This is a genomic window from Gottfriedia luciferensis (assembly GCF_001712755.1).
GTDB lineage: Bacteria > Bacillota > Bacilli > Bacillales > Bacillaceae_G > Gottfriedia > Gottfriedia luciferensis_B.
This window is the reverse complement of the sequence record NZ_MDKC01000003.1, coordinates 24,352-43,027: the sequence shown is the minus strand read 5'-3', so window position 1 is coordinate 43,027 and position 18,676 is coordinate 24,352. Positions and strand designations below refer to the sequence as shown.

Annotated in this window: 15 protein-coding genes; 1 reads left to right on the top strand and 14 read right to left on the bottom strand. The window is 35.4% G+C overall.

Features of this window, described 5'->3' with window-relative positions:
• Positions 1-112: 112 nt before the first annotated feature.
• The 8 genes from BED47_RS04780 to BED47_RS04745 all read right to left on the bottom strand — a co-directional run bounded on the left by BED47_RS04780 (position 113) and on the right by BED47_RS04745 (position 10,634).
• On the bottom strand, positions 113-2,053 hold the full coding sequence (locus BED47_RS04780; RefSeq protein WP_069032664.1) for a BglG family transcription antiterminator: 1,941 nt from the start codon (positions 2,051-2,053) through the stop codon (positions 113-115).
• Positions 2,054-2,483: 430 nt separating this feature from the next.
• Positions 2,484-3,200 carry an SIS domain-containing protein gene (locus BED47_RS04775; RefSeq protein ID WP_025568873.1) on the bottom strand — a complete coding sequence of 239 codons (717 nt, stop codon included), beginning with the start codon at positions 3,198-3,200 and terminating at the stop codon, positions 2,484-2,486.
• Positions 3,201-3,229: 29 nt separating this feature from the next.
• Positions 3,230-4,597: a sugar phosphate nucleotidyltransferase gene (locus BED47_RS04770; RefSeq protein ID WP_217492990.1), complete on the bottom strand. Its 1,368-nt coding sequence runs from the start codon at positions 4,595-4,597 to the stop codon at positions 3,230-3,232.
• 26 nt (positions 4,598-4,623) lie between these two features.
• Positions 4,624-5,751 carry a MupG family TIM beta-alpha barrel fold protein gene (locus BED47_RS04765; RefSeq protein ID WP_025568876.1) on the bottom strand — a complete coding sequence of 376 codons (1,128 nt, stop codon included), beginning with the start codon at positions 5,749-5,751 and terminating at the stop codon, positions 4,624-4,626.
• Between the two features lie 33 nt (positions 5,752-5,784).
• A complete protein-coding gene (locus BED47_RS04760; protein WP_069032663.1) occupies positions 5,785-6,702 on the bottom strand; it encodes an N-acetylglucosamine kinase in 918 nt (305 codons plus the stop codon).
• Between the two features lie 366 nt (positions 6,703-7,068).
• Positions 7,069-8,052 (bottom strand): tRNA dihydrouridine synthase, encoded by a 984-nt coding sequence (locus BED47_RS04755; RefSeq protein ID WP_025569119.1) that lies wholly within the window; start codon positions 8,050-8,052, stop codon positions 7,069-7,071.
• Positions 8,053-8,266: 214 nt separating this feature from the next.
• Complete coding sequence (gene rlmD, locus BED47_RS04750; RefSeq protein WP_069032662.1) at positions 8,267-9,640, bottom strand: 23S rRNA (uracil(1939)-C(5))-methyltransferase RlmD; 1,374 nt, start codon at positions 9,638-9,640, stop codon at positions 8,267-8,269.
• Between the two features lie 109 nt (positions 9,641-9,749).
• Positions 9,750-10,634, bottom strand: a complete 885-nt coding sequence (locus BED47_RS04745) for a diacylglycerol kinase (protein ID WP_025569121.1) — start codon at positions 10,632-10,634, stop codon at positions 9,750-9,752.
• A 262-nt stretch (positions 10,635-10,896) separates the two neighbouring features.
• On the opposite strand from BED47_RS04745, the gene BED47_RS04740 reads away from it, so the two are divergent.
• Positions 10,897-11,364 (top strand): formate/nitrite transporter family protein, encoded by a 468-nt coding sequence (locus BED47_RS04740; RefSeq protein ID WP_025569123.1) that lies wholly within the window; start codon positions 10,897-10,899, stop codon positions 11,362-11,364.
• Between the two features lie 59 nt (positions 11,365-11,423).
• Here the strand turns inward: BED47_RS04740 and gatB are convergent, their stop codons facing one another.
• The 6 genes from gatB to BED47_RS04710 form a co-directional block, all read right to left on the bottom strand.
• Positions 11,424-12,854: an Asp-tRNA(Asn)/Glu-tRNA(Gln) amidotransferase subunit GatB gene (gene gatB, locus BED47_RS04735; RefSeq protein WP_069032661.1), complete on the bottom strand. Its 1,431-nt coding sequence runs from the start codon at positions 12,852-12,854 to the stop codon at positions 11,424-11,426.
• A gap of 15 nt (positions 12,855-12,869) precedes the next feature.
• Entirely contained in the window at positions 12,870-14,324 is a 1,455-nt protein-coding gene (gatA, locus tag BED47_RS04730) for an Asp-tRNA(Asn)/Glu-tRNA(Gln) amidotransferase subunit GatA (protein WP_069032660.1), read from the bottom strand.
• 14 nt (positions 14,325-14,338) lie between these two features.
• Positions 14,339-14,629, bottom strand: coding sequence for an Asp-tRNA(Asn)/Glu-tRNA(Gln) amidotransferase subunit GatC (gene gatC, locus BED47_RS04725; RefSeq protein WP_069032659.1), 291 nt, complete (start codon positions 14,627-14,629; stop codon positions 14,339-14,341).
• Between the two features lie 287 nt (positions 14,630-14,916).
• Positions 14,917-15,441 (bottom strand): deoxycytidylate deaminase, encoded by a 525-nt coding sequence (locus BED47_RS04720; RefSeq protein ID WP_069032658.1) that lies wholly within the window; start codon positions 15,439-15,441, stop codon positions 14,917-14,919.
• A gap of 239 nt (positions 15,442-15,680) precedes the next feature.
• Positions 15,681-17,228 (bottom strand): L-glutamate gamma-semialdehyde dehydrogenase, encoded by a 1,548-nt coding sequence (gene pruA, locus BED47_RS04715; RefSeq protein WP_069032657.1) that lies wholly within the window; start codon positions 17,226-17,228, stop codon positions 15,681-15,683.
• A gap of 202 nt (positions 17,229-17,430) precedes the next feature.
• A complete protein-coding gene (locus tag BED47_RS04710; protein WP_069032656.1) occupies positions 17,431-18,633 on the bottom strand; it encodes a CamS family sex pheromone protein in 1,203 nt (400 codons plus the stop codon).
• Positions 18,634-18,676 lie beyond the last annotated feature (43 nt).

Genomic DNA, 18,676 nt, shown 5'->3' with positions numbered 1-18,676 from the left:
TAAGTAACCGTTTTCAAGATTATCTAAAAAGGACAAATGATAGCATGAAGTTGATTCGTTTCTATTAGCGATCATCCTACTTACTTTGATTGTTAGAATGATCGCTAAACTGCTACGAACCATATTGAAACAAGATTTTTGAAATTTCATACTGAAAATCGTTAAAATTATTTGATTTTAATACTTTCTGCTTCGTCTCGGGGTGGTCCATTAAATGTAAAAATAATCGACTTAACTCTTTGTGTAAAAACAAGTCTCCGGCACGAAGATTAATCAAAAATAAGATTTGTACAACTTTCCCATCGATTGTTGGCGGATTTTTAAAAATCACCACACTGATCGAATCCTGTATCGCAACCATTTTTAATGCATGTGGCGCAGCAATTCCATTTTGCAGTATCGTCGATATTTTTTCTTCACGGTCGACAACTAAAGCTGGATAGTTAGGTGCTGCAAATCCTAGTTCAACAACGCTTTTTGCCTTTTCTTTAATAAATGCTTTGTAGTCAAACGACTCTTTGCTTTCTTCTATATAAAACAAATCTGGATGAAATAAAGATAAAAGTGTCGGTACATCTTCTTTAACTTTATTAGCCGGGTATCTAGTAAGCGTTCGACGAATTCTTTGAACATCCGTTTCAGTTAGTATTGGTGCTACTTGAATATACGGAATCGAAATATTATCAAATGGAATCGAAGTCGATGAAACTAATAAGTCATAATCTTCTAACTTTAACGATTGAAGCTCACTATACAAAACGACGTCAATTTTTGCCCCTTGGAAAAGTGTCTCAAGTTTCATTTTCATTAAATCAGCCGACCCTGCTCCTAATCCGTAAGATAGTAGAATTTTTTTGTAAGAACTTAATTGTTTTTGCTTCTCCCTTTCCACATGAGCTGCTAAATGCATTGTAATATAACCCATTTCGTCACTAGAAAGTTCAAATCCCCATATTTCCTTTATCATTTCAGAAAAATTTAATGCAATCATAAACACATCCGAATACCTACTATAAACATCATCTATTAAAGGATTCGTAAGCTTTAAATTAAAATATAATCTTCTTAACAGTGGATACATGTGCATGATCATCGTATTTAAAAGTTGCTGATCACCTGAAAACTGAGTTAAGAATGTTTGATCTAATCTTTCTAAACAATTCTTTAGTTTTTGTTTTAAGTCATTTTTTTCATGTTCCTCAATATCGTCTACACTCGATTTACCACTTATATGGGCAGCTAAATAGATTATTTCACTCCCTGGTAATACGACATGATATAGTTCAGAAAGAATTTCACAAATTCTCTTTGCTATATTCATAAATGACGGTTTAATTAGAGAAACATCTAACTTTTTTTCTTGATTAGGCAAGATAAAGTTGTGTTGAGTTACTCGAAACGAGAGTACTTGGATATGCACTAAAATATTCTCAAGTGCAAAATAACTTAATTTCAATTGATTATTCTGTACTTCTTCACTCAAAACAGCTCGAATTTCCTCAAACGGAAACGCTTTCTCAAAAGTTTGATAATTTGACTTCTTTAATAACCCTGTTTCTTTTTGACTTAGAAAGTAGGAAAACGCTCTTCTAAAATTCGTTTCATCCCCAAGTAAACGAATTCCATAACGTGATTTTGTTTCTACTTTTAAATCAAAAATCCTTACTTGCTTTTCAACTTCAATCATGTCGGTAAAAACTGTCGATCTGCTAATCATTAGACTATCAGCAAACAGATCGATCGTTTGAAACTCAGTCGTTTGAAGCAAAAGCATAATAATATTATTCACTCGAACACGAGGTAAATCTGGTGCTAATGCCCCGTCTATTTCTTTCATATATGTTTGGACCAACTCTTGGTTTTCTATATGAAGTAAATAGCCCTCACCACGTTTTTTCTGAATCACAAATCCAGACTTTTCTCCAATCGCGTTTAATTCTTTCAATTCATTTCGTAATGTACGATTTGAAATAGCGAATTCTGATTCAAGTTCCTGTGAAGTTAGTGATTTTCCTTTTTGATACAAATATTGCAAAATTAAATCTCTTCGCATACATTACCTCACCACCCTAGATGCCTAATCTAGTATTTTAAGTTTACTTTCCAGTAAATCTATTTAACAGTTTGAATTTTTCCAAAATAGTTCGCAATTTAAAACAAACCAGCGTAGTTCATATGTCATATATACTTACAATGCTATGATACGACCTAAGCCCTACTACAAAATACAGGAACATTTTACTAGCACCAATCGTTTCTAATTCTTTTGTATACAAAAAAAATCCTTATCTTAGCATAAAAGCACTAAGATCAAGGAATTTGGCTTTTTATTGTTTTAAGCATTTCTTAACGTTGTATTAGAAATTCTGTAAGACGAGGTTAACACTTTATGACCATTCAAACGTGAAAAAGCGCTCCCATAAACTGAGAACGCAAAAGCGAGCTAATAAGTAAGATCAATCTTTTAGCTATTCGATTAATTATTAAACACCATAATACTTAGCAAACAACTCTTTATTCCATTCATCTCCACCATCTACATTCGAACTTTTAAACACAGGTGGTTTTAATCCAGCTTGATGATATTTTTTTGCTAATAATATAGAAATGGATTGAGCAACAAAAGCTCCAGCCATTGTGGAAGTTGCACCCATACCTGTATTTGCTTCTTCTACATAAAAGGCAGCATCCCCAAGACCGGTACAATTATCTATAACTACATCACTAAATTCGCAAAGATATTTTCCACTACTATGTCTTGATTTTGAGCCTTCTGGATGATTTGGATTTGTAAAAGCAATTACCTTTGCACCGCATTCCTGTGTCATTTTTGCAAGTTCAACCGTCATTCCATTTCTCCCCGAATTGGAAGCAATCACAAGAATATCCTTTGAGCTTATTTTGTATAAATCAAAAATTACCTTTGCATAAGCTTCTATTCGTTCGATTACAGTACTTTTTAATGGATGGTCATGTAAAAAAAACTCATTCGGCAAAATTGGAGAGACATCCGCAAATCCACCTGCTCTTACATAAAATTCTTCTGCAAACATATGTGAATGACCCGAACCAGTAACAAGAAAGCGGCCACCATTTTGAATGGCATCAAAAATACAAGTTGCTGCATGGTCAATGTTTTGATTTTGTGTCGTATAGAGTTTTTCGAGATTTGCCATCACATACTTAAAATAATTCTCCATAAATAAATACCTTCTTTGATTTAATAAATTTACCAACCGTACTTCTTTTCACTCCATTTTTTTATAACTAAATCTTGTTTTACGAAAACAAGACTATTTTGTTCAATATCTTTATCGATGATTGCACCTGCTCCTAATACACTATAAGCCCCTATTTTACATCCTGGCATAATAATCGTATTCACACCAGTTCTACAATAATCACCAAGATAAGCTGCATTTGAAAAATGTAAGGGTATTTCTTTCCGTCCATTTACTGAGTGCTCAGTTTCACCGTCATCAAAGCGTAATGTCCCACAAACCGTTGCTGCACCAATATCCGTATGACTGCCTATTGCGCCATAAAACTCGCCATAGTGGTAAAGATATACTTTATCCATTACCATTCCGCCAAGGAACTCTGCACAGTGGTCGAAAATACAATGTGATCCAATTGCAACTCCATCATAAATCATACAATAATTACGAATGGCAGTATGATCGCCAATAACAGCATTGCCATTGAAAATTGCACCGTTATCGATGATTGTATTATCACCTACAATTAGGTTACCGTGAATAACAACCCGATCACCAATTGAGGAATTCTTACCAAGCTTTACGTGACCATGAATGGTTGCATTTTTAGAAATCGTCGCGCCTTCTGCTAGTTCGTTTTCTTTTATTGCATTACAAAAATGATGCACCATATATTCATTCGCTTCTAACATATGCCAAGGCTTATCGATATCAAAGAAATAGCCATTACACTCAATCGCTTGTAATTTTGTTTTCTCAAGTGATTTTAGAAGAGCAGCTTCGACGTATCGTTCTTTCGGAACACCCACTCCTACTTTGACATTCGGAAAATAGTCGGGCGTTCTTCTCGCATCATCTAGTAATGACTCATCAAAAAGAAATCCCGCGAATTGATGGGTAATACTGTCACCACGGTAATGAGCACCGATTGACTGAACAAATCCATCCTTTATACTCGCACCAATCCAATTCCTTGATGATTCTTCTAATTTTTTCAACAAAACAGTAGGTTTGTTCGAATTAGCCAATTGCTCAAGATCCTTTTGTTCGACGATTGTATCACCGTAAAGAACAAGAAACTCCTTAGTACTTGAAAGTTTCTCAACTCCCATAACTAAGCTTTCTGCACTTCCTAAATTTGATTGATCAACTACAAATTTAACATTATCCATGTCGAATAGAAGATTCTCAATCTCTCTTTGATGTTCCTCATTAACGACAACAACAATCTCTTCTATCCCCATTGCTACAATGGATTCAATATTAAAACGTATTAATGGTTTACCAGCGATTTTTATTGCTGTTTTGGAGCGAACTGCGTTGAAAGGATTTAGTTTACTCCCTTTGCCTGCCGCAAGAATTACTGCACTTTTTACCATTCTAATACCTCGACTATAAAAATTTTTTACTTATATTCAACTAATCGAAATTTATTTTTGCCTGCTAATAAATAAGGCATTAAATCGTATGCAAAAGGATGAATAAATCCAATGACATTATGTTCAACAGATTGTCCTAAATCTTTTAATGAAATTTGTACCTCTCCCTCATATTGTGCACTTCGATTATTTAAAATAGAAACTGTATATTTCTTTCTTGGAGCACAGTAGCAATGAGGTACTTCCATTCCCCTTGTATCAGTTGCACGAATGAGATTTGCTGGTTGATCTACTCTTGAAATAAGAACCTGCTCGCTAATTTTCACCTTTGTCTGTTCGGGAACAAACTGATTAAAAACAACTGGAATTTCTATATAATCTTGTTTGTAACATCTAGCCATTTCATTGAGCTCTGAAAGATCTGCAAATGAGTCTCCAATTAACACATCATTAAAACAATTTGCAAATAACTCTAGCATGGCAATATGACTAGGCAAGAAGCGGTGTTTTTCAATTGTACAAACTCCATGACCTAAATGGTGTAAATCTTTAGGAGAAAGCTGCGAAGCAACAAACCCTCCGACTGGCACACCGAATAAAGCAAACATATTGTTAATGGAGCGTATGTCTTCTAAAGACAATGCTGTATCTGGTAGAGGAAAAAAATTATGACAAGCTGTTAGTTGTCCGATATTTCCTTCTCGTTCGATTGTTTCTAAAAACTCACGACATTCGCGTAAAGCGTTTCCATTTTGATTATTAGAAGAAGACATTGAAGCATTTACTTCTATTTGAATTCCCTGTTTATTTTTTGAAAGAAGCGCAACTTCTTCACTCGTGAACCCTCCATCGATGCGGAGCCTTGTGATGCCCATATTCTGTAAAGCTGTAAGGTCAGTTAATGTACAACCTAATTCACTGAAAACTTCATCATTCATATCAGCTGACACAGTCATATTTAGTTTATTACAATAACTAAATAATTCATTCCAAGTGTCCGCATTTACATTTATTGCACCTTCAAAACCATGATTATTTAAAATCAGTGAAACAAATACCTTTTTAAAGCCTAATGATTGTGCCTTTTCTAAATAATCTTTGATTTGATCTAAAGGATAAAAGTTGGGATATACACTAATTCCTATTTCACGCATATTCGATCGCCATTCCTTTATTTTTATTTTGAATTACTTGTATTTCTCACCAATAATGATGGCACCGAAAACTGGATCATAAAGAGGTGCAGAAAGTTCAACTTGGGGTAAAGCCACACTTAACTTATCCTTTAGTGTATCGAAATACTCAGCTGATTTCGTCAGCAAACTTCCTGCCACAGATAGGCGAAAATTAATTGAACCCATTTGTCGGCTGATTCCAATGACTAAACGAACCAACTTATCTAGTTCTCCTTCAACAATTGTACGAGCAGCATCGTCACCTTTTACCCATGCCTCTAAAACGATTGGGGTACATGAAGCTACCTTATCTACGGGAATTGTATCTTCCAAGTATAATAAATCCATAAAATCTTCCGGAGAATCCAACTTAAAATGAGCGAGCAATTTTTCGGTAAATGAAGTAGGAGCAATTACTTTGTCGTACTCATTCATAACAGCCGCGATTGCAAGTAAACCAATCTGGAAACCTCCACCCTCATCACTTATTAATCCGCCCCATCCGCCTGAGCGTATTGTATTTCCTTTTGAGTCTACTCCCATAACAATGGAGCCTGTTCCAGCAATCATCAAAGCATCTTTTCGATCTCCGTTCCCACCAACAAGAGCAATTTCTGCATCATTCACTACTTCTAACTGACAAGTAAAACCACTTTCTTTTAATGCATTCAAATAGATATCAATATCTTTCGGTCGATCTACCCCCGCAGAGCCTAATACAAGAATCGCATTTTGTATGCGCTCTCCAAAATAAGAAACAAGCGATTCATATATTTCACTAAATACTGGTCTAAGCCCTTCTACGCCGATGTTGTTATAATTGGACATTCCAAAATTTTTATCAAATAATGTTTCTCCGTTTAAGCGTTCTTTGACCACCACTCTCGTTTTCGTTCCTCCGCCGTCCATTCCGATTATCAATCTATTCATTATGTGTTGATCCACCCTTTCGTTAAGCTAATAAGTTATCGTACCAATCTACTTTTACATGTAGCTTTAAATTCATTCTTCTTCGTTTCTTATTTCATCTTAATTTTTCAAATTTGTTATGGATGTATAGTTGCATTAATTGTAAAATAAACATTTCTCATTTACTAGGTGGATATTTTCTTCATGTAAAGGAAAAAAACCACTTATTCAATGTGAACAACTCGTCAAGGTTTAGAATTGGAGATTATATAAATGAAAACAAAAAAAGTACCCTATAGTTAGACCTTTAAGTGTCTACTCTAAAGAGTACTTTTTATCTGTATTTATATGTGCAGACTGTAATTGACAACACTAGGGCTGACAATTTTACAGTTCCAATATTCCATCAAGATACTTTGACTCAAAGTTATCAAGCATTGCACGTACTTCATCTGTTGATGATGTACTCATTAATTGATTTCTTAATTCACTTGCCCCTCTAAACCCACGGACATATATCTTAAAAAAGCGATGAAGAGCCTTGAACGAACGGAGCTCTAAATGTGAATATTTATCATGAAGATCCATATGCAATCTTAAGAGATCAAGTAGTTCCTTACTGCTATGTTCTGTCGGCTCCTTTTCAAAAGCAAACGGATTATGGAAAATACCGCGGCCAATCATAATCCCATCAATACCGTATTGATCAGCGAGCTTTAAACCAATTTGACGGTCAGTAATATCCCCATTGATCGTTAAGAGTGTATCTGGTGCCACTTCGTCACGAAGTTTCTTTATCTCCGGTATTAATTCCCAATGTGCATCCACTTTGCTCATTTCATCTCTTGTACGAAGATGGATTGACAGATTGGCAATGTCTTGTTTCAAAATGTGAGTTAGCCAGTCGCGCCATTCGTCTACCTCAGAGAAACCAAGCCTTGTCTTCACACTTACAGGTAATCCTCCTGCTTTTGCTGCTTGTATTAATTCTGCTGCAACTTCTGGACGGCGAATCAGGCCGCTTCCCTTTCCGTGCCCTGCCACATTAGGTACAGGACAGCCCATATTGATATCCACACCTTTAAACCCAAGTTCTGCCATACCAATACTCATTTGTCGGAAAAATTCAGGTTTATCACCCCATATATGAGCTACCATCGGCTGTTCATCCTCTGTAAAAGCCAAACGCCCACGCACACTTTTGTTTCCTTCTGGGTGACAATAACTCTCACTATTTGTAAACTCTGTGAAAAACACATCTGGTCTGGCTGCTTCACTTACAACGTGACGAAATACAACATCCGTTACTTCTTCCATTGGTGCCAGTATAAAAAACGGTCGCGGTAAATCGCGCCAAAAATTATCTTTCATATTAAATTTCAAATCCTCTCATTATGGGATTCCAGTCCATTCTCCTATCCCAAAATTAAAAAGCAAGAAGCCCTTGCTTACACTTGTATCTTCATTCCCTTATTATCTCCACGCCATCAAATAGCAATCCAGTGATCCAAGTTAATAAAGGTTTTGCTACAAAACTGAAGAACTTTAGAAGGACATCAGGTTCAAAAACTTAGTGTCTGTTCCCTTAATTTAGTACTAATTTTGCGACAGCTTCCACGTGACTAGTATGTGGGAACATATCCACTGGCTGTATTTCTACTGTTTTATAACCACCGTCTTCAAGTACTCGTAAATCTCTTGCTAATGTAGCAGGATTACATGATACATAAACTACTTTGCCTGGCTTCATATCAATGATTGTATTTAATAAAGCCTCGTCACAACCTTTTCTTGGAGGATCTACAACTAATACTTCAGCTGTAATACCTTGCTTGTACCAATTAGGTATAACTTCTTCAGCTTTCCCTACTTCAAATTCAACATTTGTCATCTCATTAATCATAGCATTTCGTTTCGCATCTTCAATTGCCTCTGGTACAATTTCAACACCATAAACCTTTTTAGCCTTTTGAGCTAAAAATAAAGATATTGAACCGATTCCACAGTATGCATCAATAACTGTTTCACTACCGTTTAAGTTTGTATACTCGAGTGTTTTATCATATAAAACCTTAGTTTGTGTAGGGTTTACTTGATAAAATGATCGAGCTGATATTTCAAAAGTGATATCACCAATTTTATCTTTGATTGTTTCACTTCCGTATAATACAATTGTTTGATTTCCAAGAATCACATTTGTTTTTTCATTATTTACATTTTGAATAATACTTGTAATTGTTGGATATTTTTCAACAATTCTAGCTATTAATTCGTCTTTTTGAGCAAAGTTCACTTTATTAGTAACAAGAACTAGCATTGATTCATTTGTATAGTAACCATAGCGTGCCATAATATGACGCAATTGTCCTTTGTGGCCAACTTCATCGTATGGCTCGATTTTTAATTCTTCACAAAGATCCTTCACAGTTTGGATCATTTCATCATTTTCTTTTCCTTGAATGTAGCATTCATTCATTGGAATAATTTCATGGCTTCTCTTTTGATAGAAACCAACAACTAATCCACCTTCTAGATCCCCTACAGGAACTTGTGCTTTGTTACGATAACTCCATGGGTTTTCCATGCCTAACACTGGGTGGATTACTACGTCATCAAGTTTTCCAATTCTTTTTACAACCTCTACTACTTGTTTATGTTTCGCCTCAAGTTGGCCTTCATAGCTCATATGTTGAGTTTGACAACCACCACATTGATTGTAAATCGAACAAATCGGTTCTACTCGAACATCACTTTCTTTTTGGAATTCAATGATTTTACCGAACCCAAAGCCTTTACTTGTTTTTAGCACCTTAATTTGTGCTTTTTCACCAGGGAGTGCATTTGGTACAAAAATCGGATATCCATCCACCTTTGCAACTCCATGTCCCTCATGAGTTAAATCGATAAATTCAACATCTATTAATTGATTCTTTTCTACAGGTAACACTCTTTTCGACAAGTCCCTTACCTACCTTTCAACCTTTTATTAAACCATTTCATTATACAAAATAAATAACCACGTTAACTACCGTGGTTACTTTTTCTAGTATTTACTACTATTTCACTTATTATGGTACATAGATTTCTAGGTGGTTGTAAAGCATATCGACAGTACATGGTGTTTCTCCACCGTACTCACCATCAATATTTAATAGTAGTTTATCATCAGACATAATTTTCAAATGGCTTGCTCTAGTATAAAGAACATGTTCATTTTGTACATGCTGGCCACTTAATAGCTGAGCACATACTCTGATGATTTCAGCTATATTTGATTTCTTTAAGACTAATAAGTCAAATTGTCCATCATTAATACTTGCTTCAGGTGCAATTTTTTCAAATCCACCAACAGAATTTGTATTCGATAATAAGAACAAAAATGCTTCTTCATCAAATACTTTTCCATCATACTCAATTTTTAATCGTGTAGGCTTAACTCTTGGTAACATTTCAATACCTTTTAAATAATATGCTAGCTGTCCTAACATTGTTTTTAGTTTACTAGGTACTTCATATGTTAATTCTGTAATTTTACCGGCAGCTAAAATATTTACAAAATATTTATCATCAACTCTTCCAATATCAAGAGGCACAGTTTGCCCATTTGTTATGACTTCAGCCGCTTCCATAATTGAAACATTCACACCAATTGCTCTAGCAAAATCATTTGTTGTCCCAACTGGGATTAATCCTAACTTTGGTCGATATTCTTGTTCTGCCATACCACTAATGACTTCATTAAGTGTTCCATCTCCACCGCAAGCTACAACTAAATCAAATTTTCGTTCACATGCTTCTCTTGCTGCCATTGTCGCATCACCTGCACCAGTTGTTGCATGACAAGAGGTTTCATAACCCGCTTGCTCGAACAATTGCAACACATCGGGAAGCTTTTTCTTAAAAATTTCACGACCAGAAGTAGGGTTGTAGATAATTCTTGCACGTTTCATCATTAACCATCCTACTTATTTATTTAAGTTCTCTAACTTATATCCTAACCTAAAAAGATTTTGTAGTAAACTTTTTCCATTTACTTATCTATTTTTACCTTTCTAAAGCATGTTCAAACCCATATTGAAAAGCAATATTATATTATATTAAATTTATATTACATTCGTTTCTTTGCTATATTTTTCTACCGTTTTGAACAACTTAATCATTATAGTACATATTGATGATAAAAACATTAAAGTAGAATTAAGGATTGATAATGAGATGGATAACAAACCGTTCGTGAATGTAGAGTATTTTGCTCTAAAAAAGTTAAAAATTTATCGAGATAGTGTTTTGCGTTTTTTATTAAGAGCAATAATGGCTAGTATGTTTATAGGCTTCGGGGTTATCGTAGCATTTAAATCAAGTAATTTCTTTCATGCTACGTATACACCTTTTGCCTACCCAATGGCTGCTATAACAATTACTGTCGCCATTCTTCTTATTGCATACGGTGGAGCTGATCTATTTATAGGAAACATATTTTATTTTGCCTATACTGCCATAAGAGGAAGAATGAATTGGCTTGAGGTGCTAAATTTGTGGCTTATAACTTACATTGGAAATATACTAGGTGCTGGCTGTTTTTCTTTATTAATTCATGTAACAGGATTATATAACGATCCAACAGTAAAGTGGATATCCTTTTGTATGCACCAACAAGCCAACCATATTATTGAGTCATTTTGACTTTAAATGTACAAAAAAACTACGGAGCTTATAGTCCGTAGTTTTTTGTATTGAAAATCTTATCTTTTTTGAATTTCTTCCATTAAGATCTTATTTAATAGTGGTGGATTCGCTTGGCCTTTAGTCGCTTTCATCATTTGACCAACAAGGAAGCCAATAGCTCGGTCCTTACCATTTTTAAAGTCTTCAATTGATTGTGGGTTAGCATCAAGAGTTTCGATAACGATTTTACGAAGAGCGCCTTCATCAGATAATTGTACTAAACCTTTCGCTTTTACAATTTCATTTGCGTCTCCACCGTTTTCGATTAACTCAGTGAATACTTTTTTCGCAATCTTAGAAGAGATTGTACCGTCTGTAATTAACTTAAGCATACTAGATAAGTTTTCAGGCGTTAAAGCAACTTCATGTAGTTCTTTTTGTGATTTATTTAAGTACGCTGAAACTTCACCCATTAACCAGTTAGATGCTAATTTTGCATCTGCACCATTGTTTACTGTTTCATCGAAGAAATCAGACATTTCTTTTGTTAAAGTTAATACCATTGCATCGTATGCTGGTAAACCTAATTGGTCTACATAGCGTTTTTGACGAGCATCTGGAAGCTCCGGAATACTTTGGCGAACACGTTCTTTCCACTCATCATCAATGTATAGTTCAACTAAGTCTGGCTCTGGGAAGTAACGGTAATCATCCGATCCTTCTTTTACACGCATTAAGATTGTAGTCTTTGTAGCTTCATCGTAACGACGCGTTTCCTGTTGGATTACTCCGCCAGATAATAATACTTTTTCTTGGCGAACTTGTTCGTGCTCTAGTCCTTTTTGAACGAAAGCAAATGAGTTTAAGTTCTTTAATTCTGCTTTTGTACCGAATTCTTCTTGTCCAAATGGACGTAAAGATATATTAGCATCACAACGAAGTGATCCTTCTTCCATTTTTACATCTGATACACCGCTGAATTGAATAATTGACTTAAGTTTTTCTAAATATGCATAAGCCTCTTCAGGAGTTCTCATATCCGGCTCAGAAACGATTTCAATTAATGGAGTTCCTTGACGGTTAAAGTCTACTAATGAATAACCTTCATCTGTATGATTTAACTTTCCAGCATCCTCTTCTAAATGAACGCGCGTAATACCGATACGTTTCTTTTTGCCACCAACTTCAATTTCAATCCATCCATTTTCACCAATCGGCTTATCAAATTGAGAGATTTGGTAAGCTTTTGGATTATCAGGATAGAAGTAGTTTTTACGGTCAAACTTTGTTTCAGTTGCAATTTCACAATTTAACGCCATTGCTGCCCTCATACCAAAGTTTACAGCTTCTTCATTTAATACTGGTAACACACCTGGGTAACCTAAATCAATTACACCAGTGTTTGTATTTGGTTCTGCACCAAACGCATTAGGGCTTGGTGAGAAGATTTTTGATTTTGTTTTTAATTCTACGTGTACTTCTAAACCGATTATCGTTTCAAAATTCATCTTTCCCGCGCCTCCTTATAGTTGTGGTCTTTGTTTTGTAAAGTCAGTTGCTTGCTCGTATGCATGGGCAACTCTGTAAATTGTAGACTCATCAAAATGTTTACCGATAATTTGTAATCCTAATGGAAGACCATTATGGAAACCACAAGGAACAGAAATCGCAGGTACACCCGCTAAGTTAATAGGAATCGTTAAAATATCATTTGCGTACATTGTCATTGGATCACTTACTTTTTCGCCTACTTTAAATGCAGGAGTTGGTGTAGTTGGGCCAATAATAACATCATAGTTTTCAAATACTTTCTCGAAATCTTCTTTTATTAATGTACGAACTTGTTGAGCTTTTTTATAGTAAGCATCATAGTAACCAGAACTTAATGCATAAGTACCTAACATGATACGACGTTTTACTTCGTCTCCAAAGCCTTCAGCTCTAGTTTTCTTATAAAGATCAATTAAGTTTTCTACATCAGCTGCACGGTGACCGTAGCGAATACCATCGAAACGAGCTAAGTTAGCAGATGCTTCAGATGAAGAAATTAAATAATATGTAGCTAATGCGTATTTAGAATGTGGTAATGAAACCTCTTCCCAAGTAGCACCTAGGCTTTCTAATAAATTTAAAGCAGCCATAACAGATGCACGAGCTTCTTCACCAACGCCTTCTCCTAAATATTCTTTAGGTACAGCGATACGAAGACCTTTTACATCACCTGTTAACGCCTTAGCAAATGAAGGAACTTCTACATTAGCTGAAGTTGAGTCACTTGCATCTAATCCTGAAATTGCTTGTAATAACAATGCATTATCTTCTACATTTCTAGTAATTGGTCCAATTTGGTCTAGTGAAGAAGCAAATGCTACTAAACCAGAACGAGATACACGACCATATGTAGGTTTTAAACCAACAACTCCACAAAATGAAGCTGGTTGACGGATTGATCCACCTGTATCAGAACCTAAAGAGAATAATACTTCTCCAGCAGCTACTGAAGCTGCAGACCCACCGCTACTTCCGCCTGGTACGTATTCAGTATTCCAAGGGTTACGAGTACCACCGAACGCAGAATTTTCATTAGATGAACCCATTGCAAATTCATCCATATTTAATTTTCCGATCGTAATGCTTTCAGCTTGAGCTAATTTCGTTACAACTGTCGCATCATAAATTGGATTGAAGTTCTCAAGAATTTTACTCGCACAAGTAGTACGAAGACCCTTTGTAACGATATTATCTTTTACACCAATAGGCATACCAGCAAGGATTCCACGAGACTCATCCCAAGGCTTTTCATCAAGTGCTTTAGCTTGTAGACGCGCTTGCTCTTCATTTAAAGTTAAAAATGATTTTACTTCACCATCAACTGCAGAGATTCGCTCATAAGATTCATTTACTAATTCTTCTACCTTAATCTCTTTTGATTTTAATTTGCTATGTAATTCTGAAACTGTATATTCAAATAATGACATTCTAATTTCCCCCCTTAATCCAATATTGACGGTACTTTAACTTGTCCATCTTTGTGGTCTGGTGCATTTTTCAGTACCTCTTCAATTGGTAAACCTTTACCTGGCTCATCTTTACGTAATACATTACGCATTTTTAGGACATGTGTAGTTGGTTTCACATTTGTTGTATCAAGTTCACCTAACTGCTCAGCAAAATCTAAAATTGCTCCAAGTTGTTTTGAAAACTTCTCTGCTTCTTCCTCAGTCACCGCTAAACGCGCTAAATGAGCAACGTGCTTAACTTGCTCCATTGTAATTTTTGACATTTATATGCACCTCCATATTATTCGCACAACATACAATATACTGATAATACCAAATTTCCCATGTGTCGGGCAACATTCCACTTAAATACAAGCAAAATAATTACAGACTGTCCGCCAAACGGTCTCTTTCTTCGTTACTCACCTAACTGAAGCTCATTATCGTATAGGATAACTCCGCTCCTCATTAGGCTAAACGAACCTCAAAAGACATTCGCTTCCAAACAGTCTGTACATCAAATTCTTACATATACAATTAATCAAACGTTTGTTTAAATTTGGACTAAAGTTTATTCAGCAGGGATTCTTGTTAGTTCAATTCCATATTTTTTAAAATACTCAATTGAATAATCATCCGGATACCCTACATTATATACAACTCTAGTAATCCCCGCTCCATTTATCATTTTTGCACAAGCTCGACACGGTGCAGTTGTACAATAGATTGTCCAATTATCACCTTTCGTTTTTTGAATTCCTGATTGTACTAGTTGATAAATTGCATTTTCTTCAGCATGGAAAGCATCACAAGGATACTGATCTGAGTATTTACCACTATCTAATAACCCTTCTTGACGAGCAGCAAAGCGTGGACATCCCCCATCGATACAATGCTTAGCTCCTTTCGGATATCCATTATATCCAGAAGCAATTATTCTATTATCACTTACAATAACTGCTCCAACCCTTCTACTTCCGCAAGTTGAACGAAGAGAAGTTATAAATGCCTGTCCTAAAAAATAAGAGTCCCAATCATCACGAGTTCCTAATGGAATTGAATCTACTAATTGAATAATTCTCTGTAAAATTTGCATGATATCCCTTCTCTCTGTTCACTATCATTTATATAAAATTATAGCATAATAATATGGGGAAGGGCTTTGCTTGGAAATATTTATGTTATGTCTTCTCCAATAATGTGAACCGTTTCTGATTACGTTCGATTATACATTTTTTCCTAACATTTAAAATATAAAAAGAAACCCACAAAGAAATTTCTTCGTGGGTTTACTCTTTTATAGGTTGTCCATAAGACAAGCCATTTTTTAATCTATTAAAGCATTTCTGAAGTTGTTTTACCTTGCATGTGAAGAACTAGGTAGTCTGGTCCGCCTGCTTTTGAGTCAGTACCTGACATGTTGAATCCACCAAATGGTTGGTAACCAACGATTGCACCAGTACATCCACGGTTGAAGTATAAGTTACCAGCGTGGAAGTCTTCACGTGCTTTTTCGATGTTTGCACGGTTGTTAGAGATAACAGCACCTGTTAATCCGTATTCAGTATTGTTAGCAATTTCTAAAGCGTGATCAAAATCTTTAGCTTTGCAGAATGCTACAACTGGTCCAAAGATTTCTTCTTTCATTAAACGAGCATCTTCAGCAACGTCAGCAACGATTGTTGGTTTGATGAACCAACCAGTAGAGTCGTCTCCTTCTCCACCTGTTACTACACGGCCTTCTTCACGTCCGATTTGTACGTAGCTCATTACTTTATTGAAAGCAGCTTGGTCATTAACTGGACCCATGTAAGTTGAACGGTCTTCTGGGTTTCCAACAGTTAATTCGTTTGTTAATTCGATTGCACGAGCAAGAACTTGATCATACACATCTTGGTGAATTACTGCACGAGAACATGCTGAACATTTTTGACCAGAGAATCCGAATGCAGATGAAACGATTGATTTAGCAGCTAATTCTAAATCAGCTTCTTTATCAACTACCATTGTGTCTTTACCGCCCATTTCAGCGATAACACGTTTTAACCAGATTTGACCTGGGTTTACTTTTGCAGCACGCTCATAGATACGAATACCTACTTCTTTAGAACCAGTAAAGCTGATGAAACGAGTGCGTGGGTGATCAACTAAGTAATCTCCTACTTCAGCACCACTACCTGGTACGAAGTTTACTACTCCTGCAGGTAATCCAGCTTCTTCTAATACTTCTAAGAATTTGTAAGCAACTACTGGAGTTGTACTTGCTGGTTTTAATAGAACAGTGTTACCTGTTACTACAGCAGCTACAGTTGTTCCAGCCATTATTGCAAATGGGAAGTTCCAAGGAGAAATTACAACGCCAACTCCTAATGGAATGTAGTTGAAACGGTTATATTCACCAGGACGGCTTTCAACAGGAATTCCGTCTTTTAATTGTAACATTTGACGAGCATAGAACTCTAAGAAATCAATTGCTTCAGCTGTATCAGCATCAGCTTCATTCCAAGGTTTACCAGCTTCTTTAGTTAATAAAGCTGAGAATTCGTGTTTACGACGACGAATAATTGCAGCCGCACGGAATAAGATGTCAGCACGAACTTCAGGTTTAACTTTTTTCCATGTATTAAAAGTTGTATCAGCAATTTGCATAGCTTTTTCAGCTAAGTCACGGCTTGCTTTAGATACAGAACCAATAACTTCTTTATGATTTGAAGGATTTACAGATACGATCTGTTCTTCTGTAAAGATACGCTCTCCACCAATGATTAGTGGATATTTTTCACCTAAATAAGATGAAACTTTTGCTAATCCTTGATTGTATTGTTCTTGATTTTCCTCTAAGCCAAAGTTAGTAAATGGCTCATGTTTGTAAGGTATAACCATTGAATAAATCCCCCTTTAGTTTGAAAATAGCAACAACTGTAACCGTTTTTCATTCAGTTTTTTCAGTCAATTGCTAGTAGAATAACTACTCTATAAAAAACTCACATATACATAATACAATATTCCTATATATTCTTCAAATATGAAACGCTTACAGATTCTTCCCTTATATTAAAAAAAAGGAAGAGTAGTCCTCTTCCTTTTAGTTATAAATATGCACACTTGGTTCCTTAGCATCTACCTCTTTTACGATGAGTGCTTCCTGTCCATTTGATGAGAATATATTCGTCTCAACCTTTAAGTATGAAGGGAAATGGTCCATCATAAGTCCTGCTACATACTGAGTAAAAGCTATGACTTCTGCCTTACCATAAAATTGCATAGGTATATCAATTTTTAGTTGTATTAATTCATTATCCTTATAAAAACCAGTGCCTACAACACCAGTATAATTCGGAAAATAATTTTCTATATCTGATTTAAAATTAACCATTTTCATAGCATCATCTCGGTAATCTGCAGTTGCAGCGGCTGAAGGGAATAAATAGTATTTCTCATTTATTTTATCCCAATTGCTAATTGAGAAGTCATTTCCAGAAACTGAAGTCATTGCAACATAGTTTCCAGGTACTACAGATGATTGGCTTTGCTGACGGAAAATAGCAAATGTAATTGGTATATCTTTAAATTCATCCATTTTTCGCACTCGCGTCAAAATTTCTTGAGCGATCGCTTTACCTTGTTTAATCATTTCATCTTGAGGAATTTTAAGCTCTCTTGGGTAGCCGTGCTCCTCTTGATAATAATAAACAGAGTTCATTGCTAAACCAATTGCTACACCCTCAACTTTAACTTCTTTTCCGTCCTTTTTTAGATAATCCTGTTCTAAAATAGAATTTAAAAATATCGGAGCTTGTTTAGCCTTTTGATCTTCCGTAAGATTTTTTGTATCCGTTTGAATTGGATTCAATCCATCATTTGTAATTGAACTTGGCTTTAAATTTGCGCTCTTAAGTGCATCTTGTTTTTGTTTAAATTGTGAAGGAGTATACTTCCTTTTTAGCCAAGATTCCACTGTTTTTTTACTTAATAATTGTCCTTCTTGATACAAGTAATCTTTTGTTGAATATTGCTCTTGTACAATTCGCATTAAACCTAATTCAAATTCACTAATATCAAGTCTATTATCGATATTTGCAACGACAGCACCTCTTGTTTTACTTGGTTTAAATGGAAGTATTGTCTTGTAGTAGTCATTTGAAATTGAATAGCGGGGTATGATTGCGTCTTCCCCTTTTTTATTATTGCTCTCTTGTACAACCTTATCTTCATTCTTTATTGATAATGAACAGCCAGATAAGATGAGCGAAAGACAACATAGGAGCATTCCTATACGTTTTTTCATCTAACTCACACCTTCTACTTATTAAGTGAACGAACCACTACCT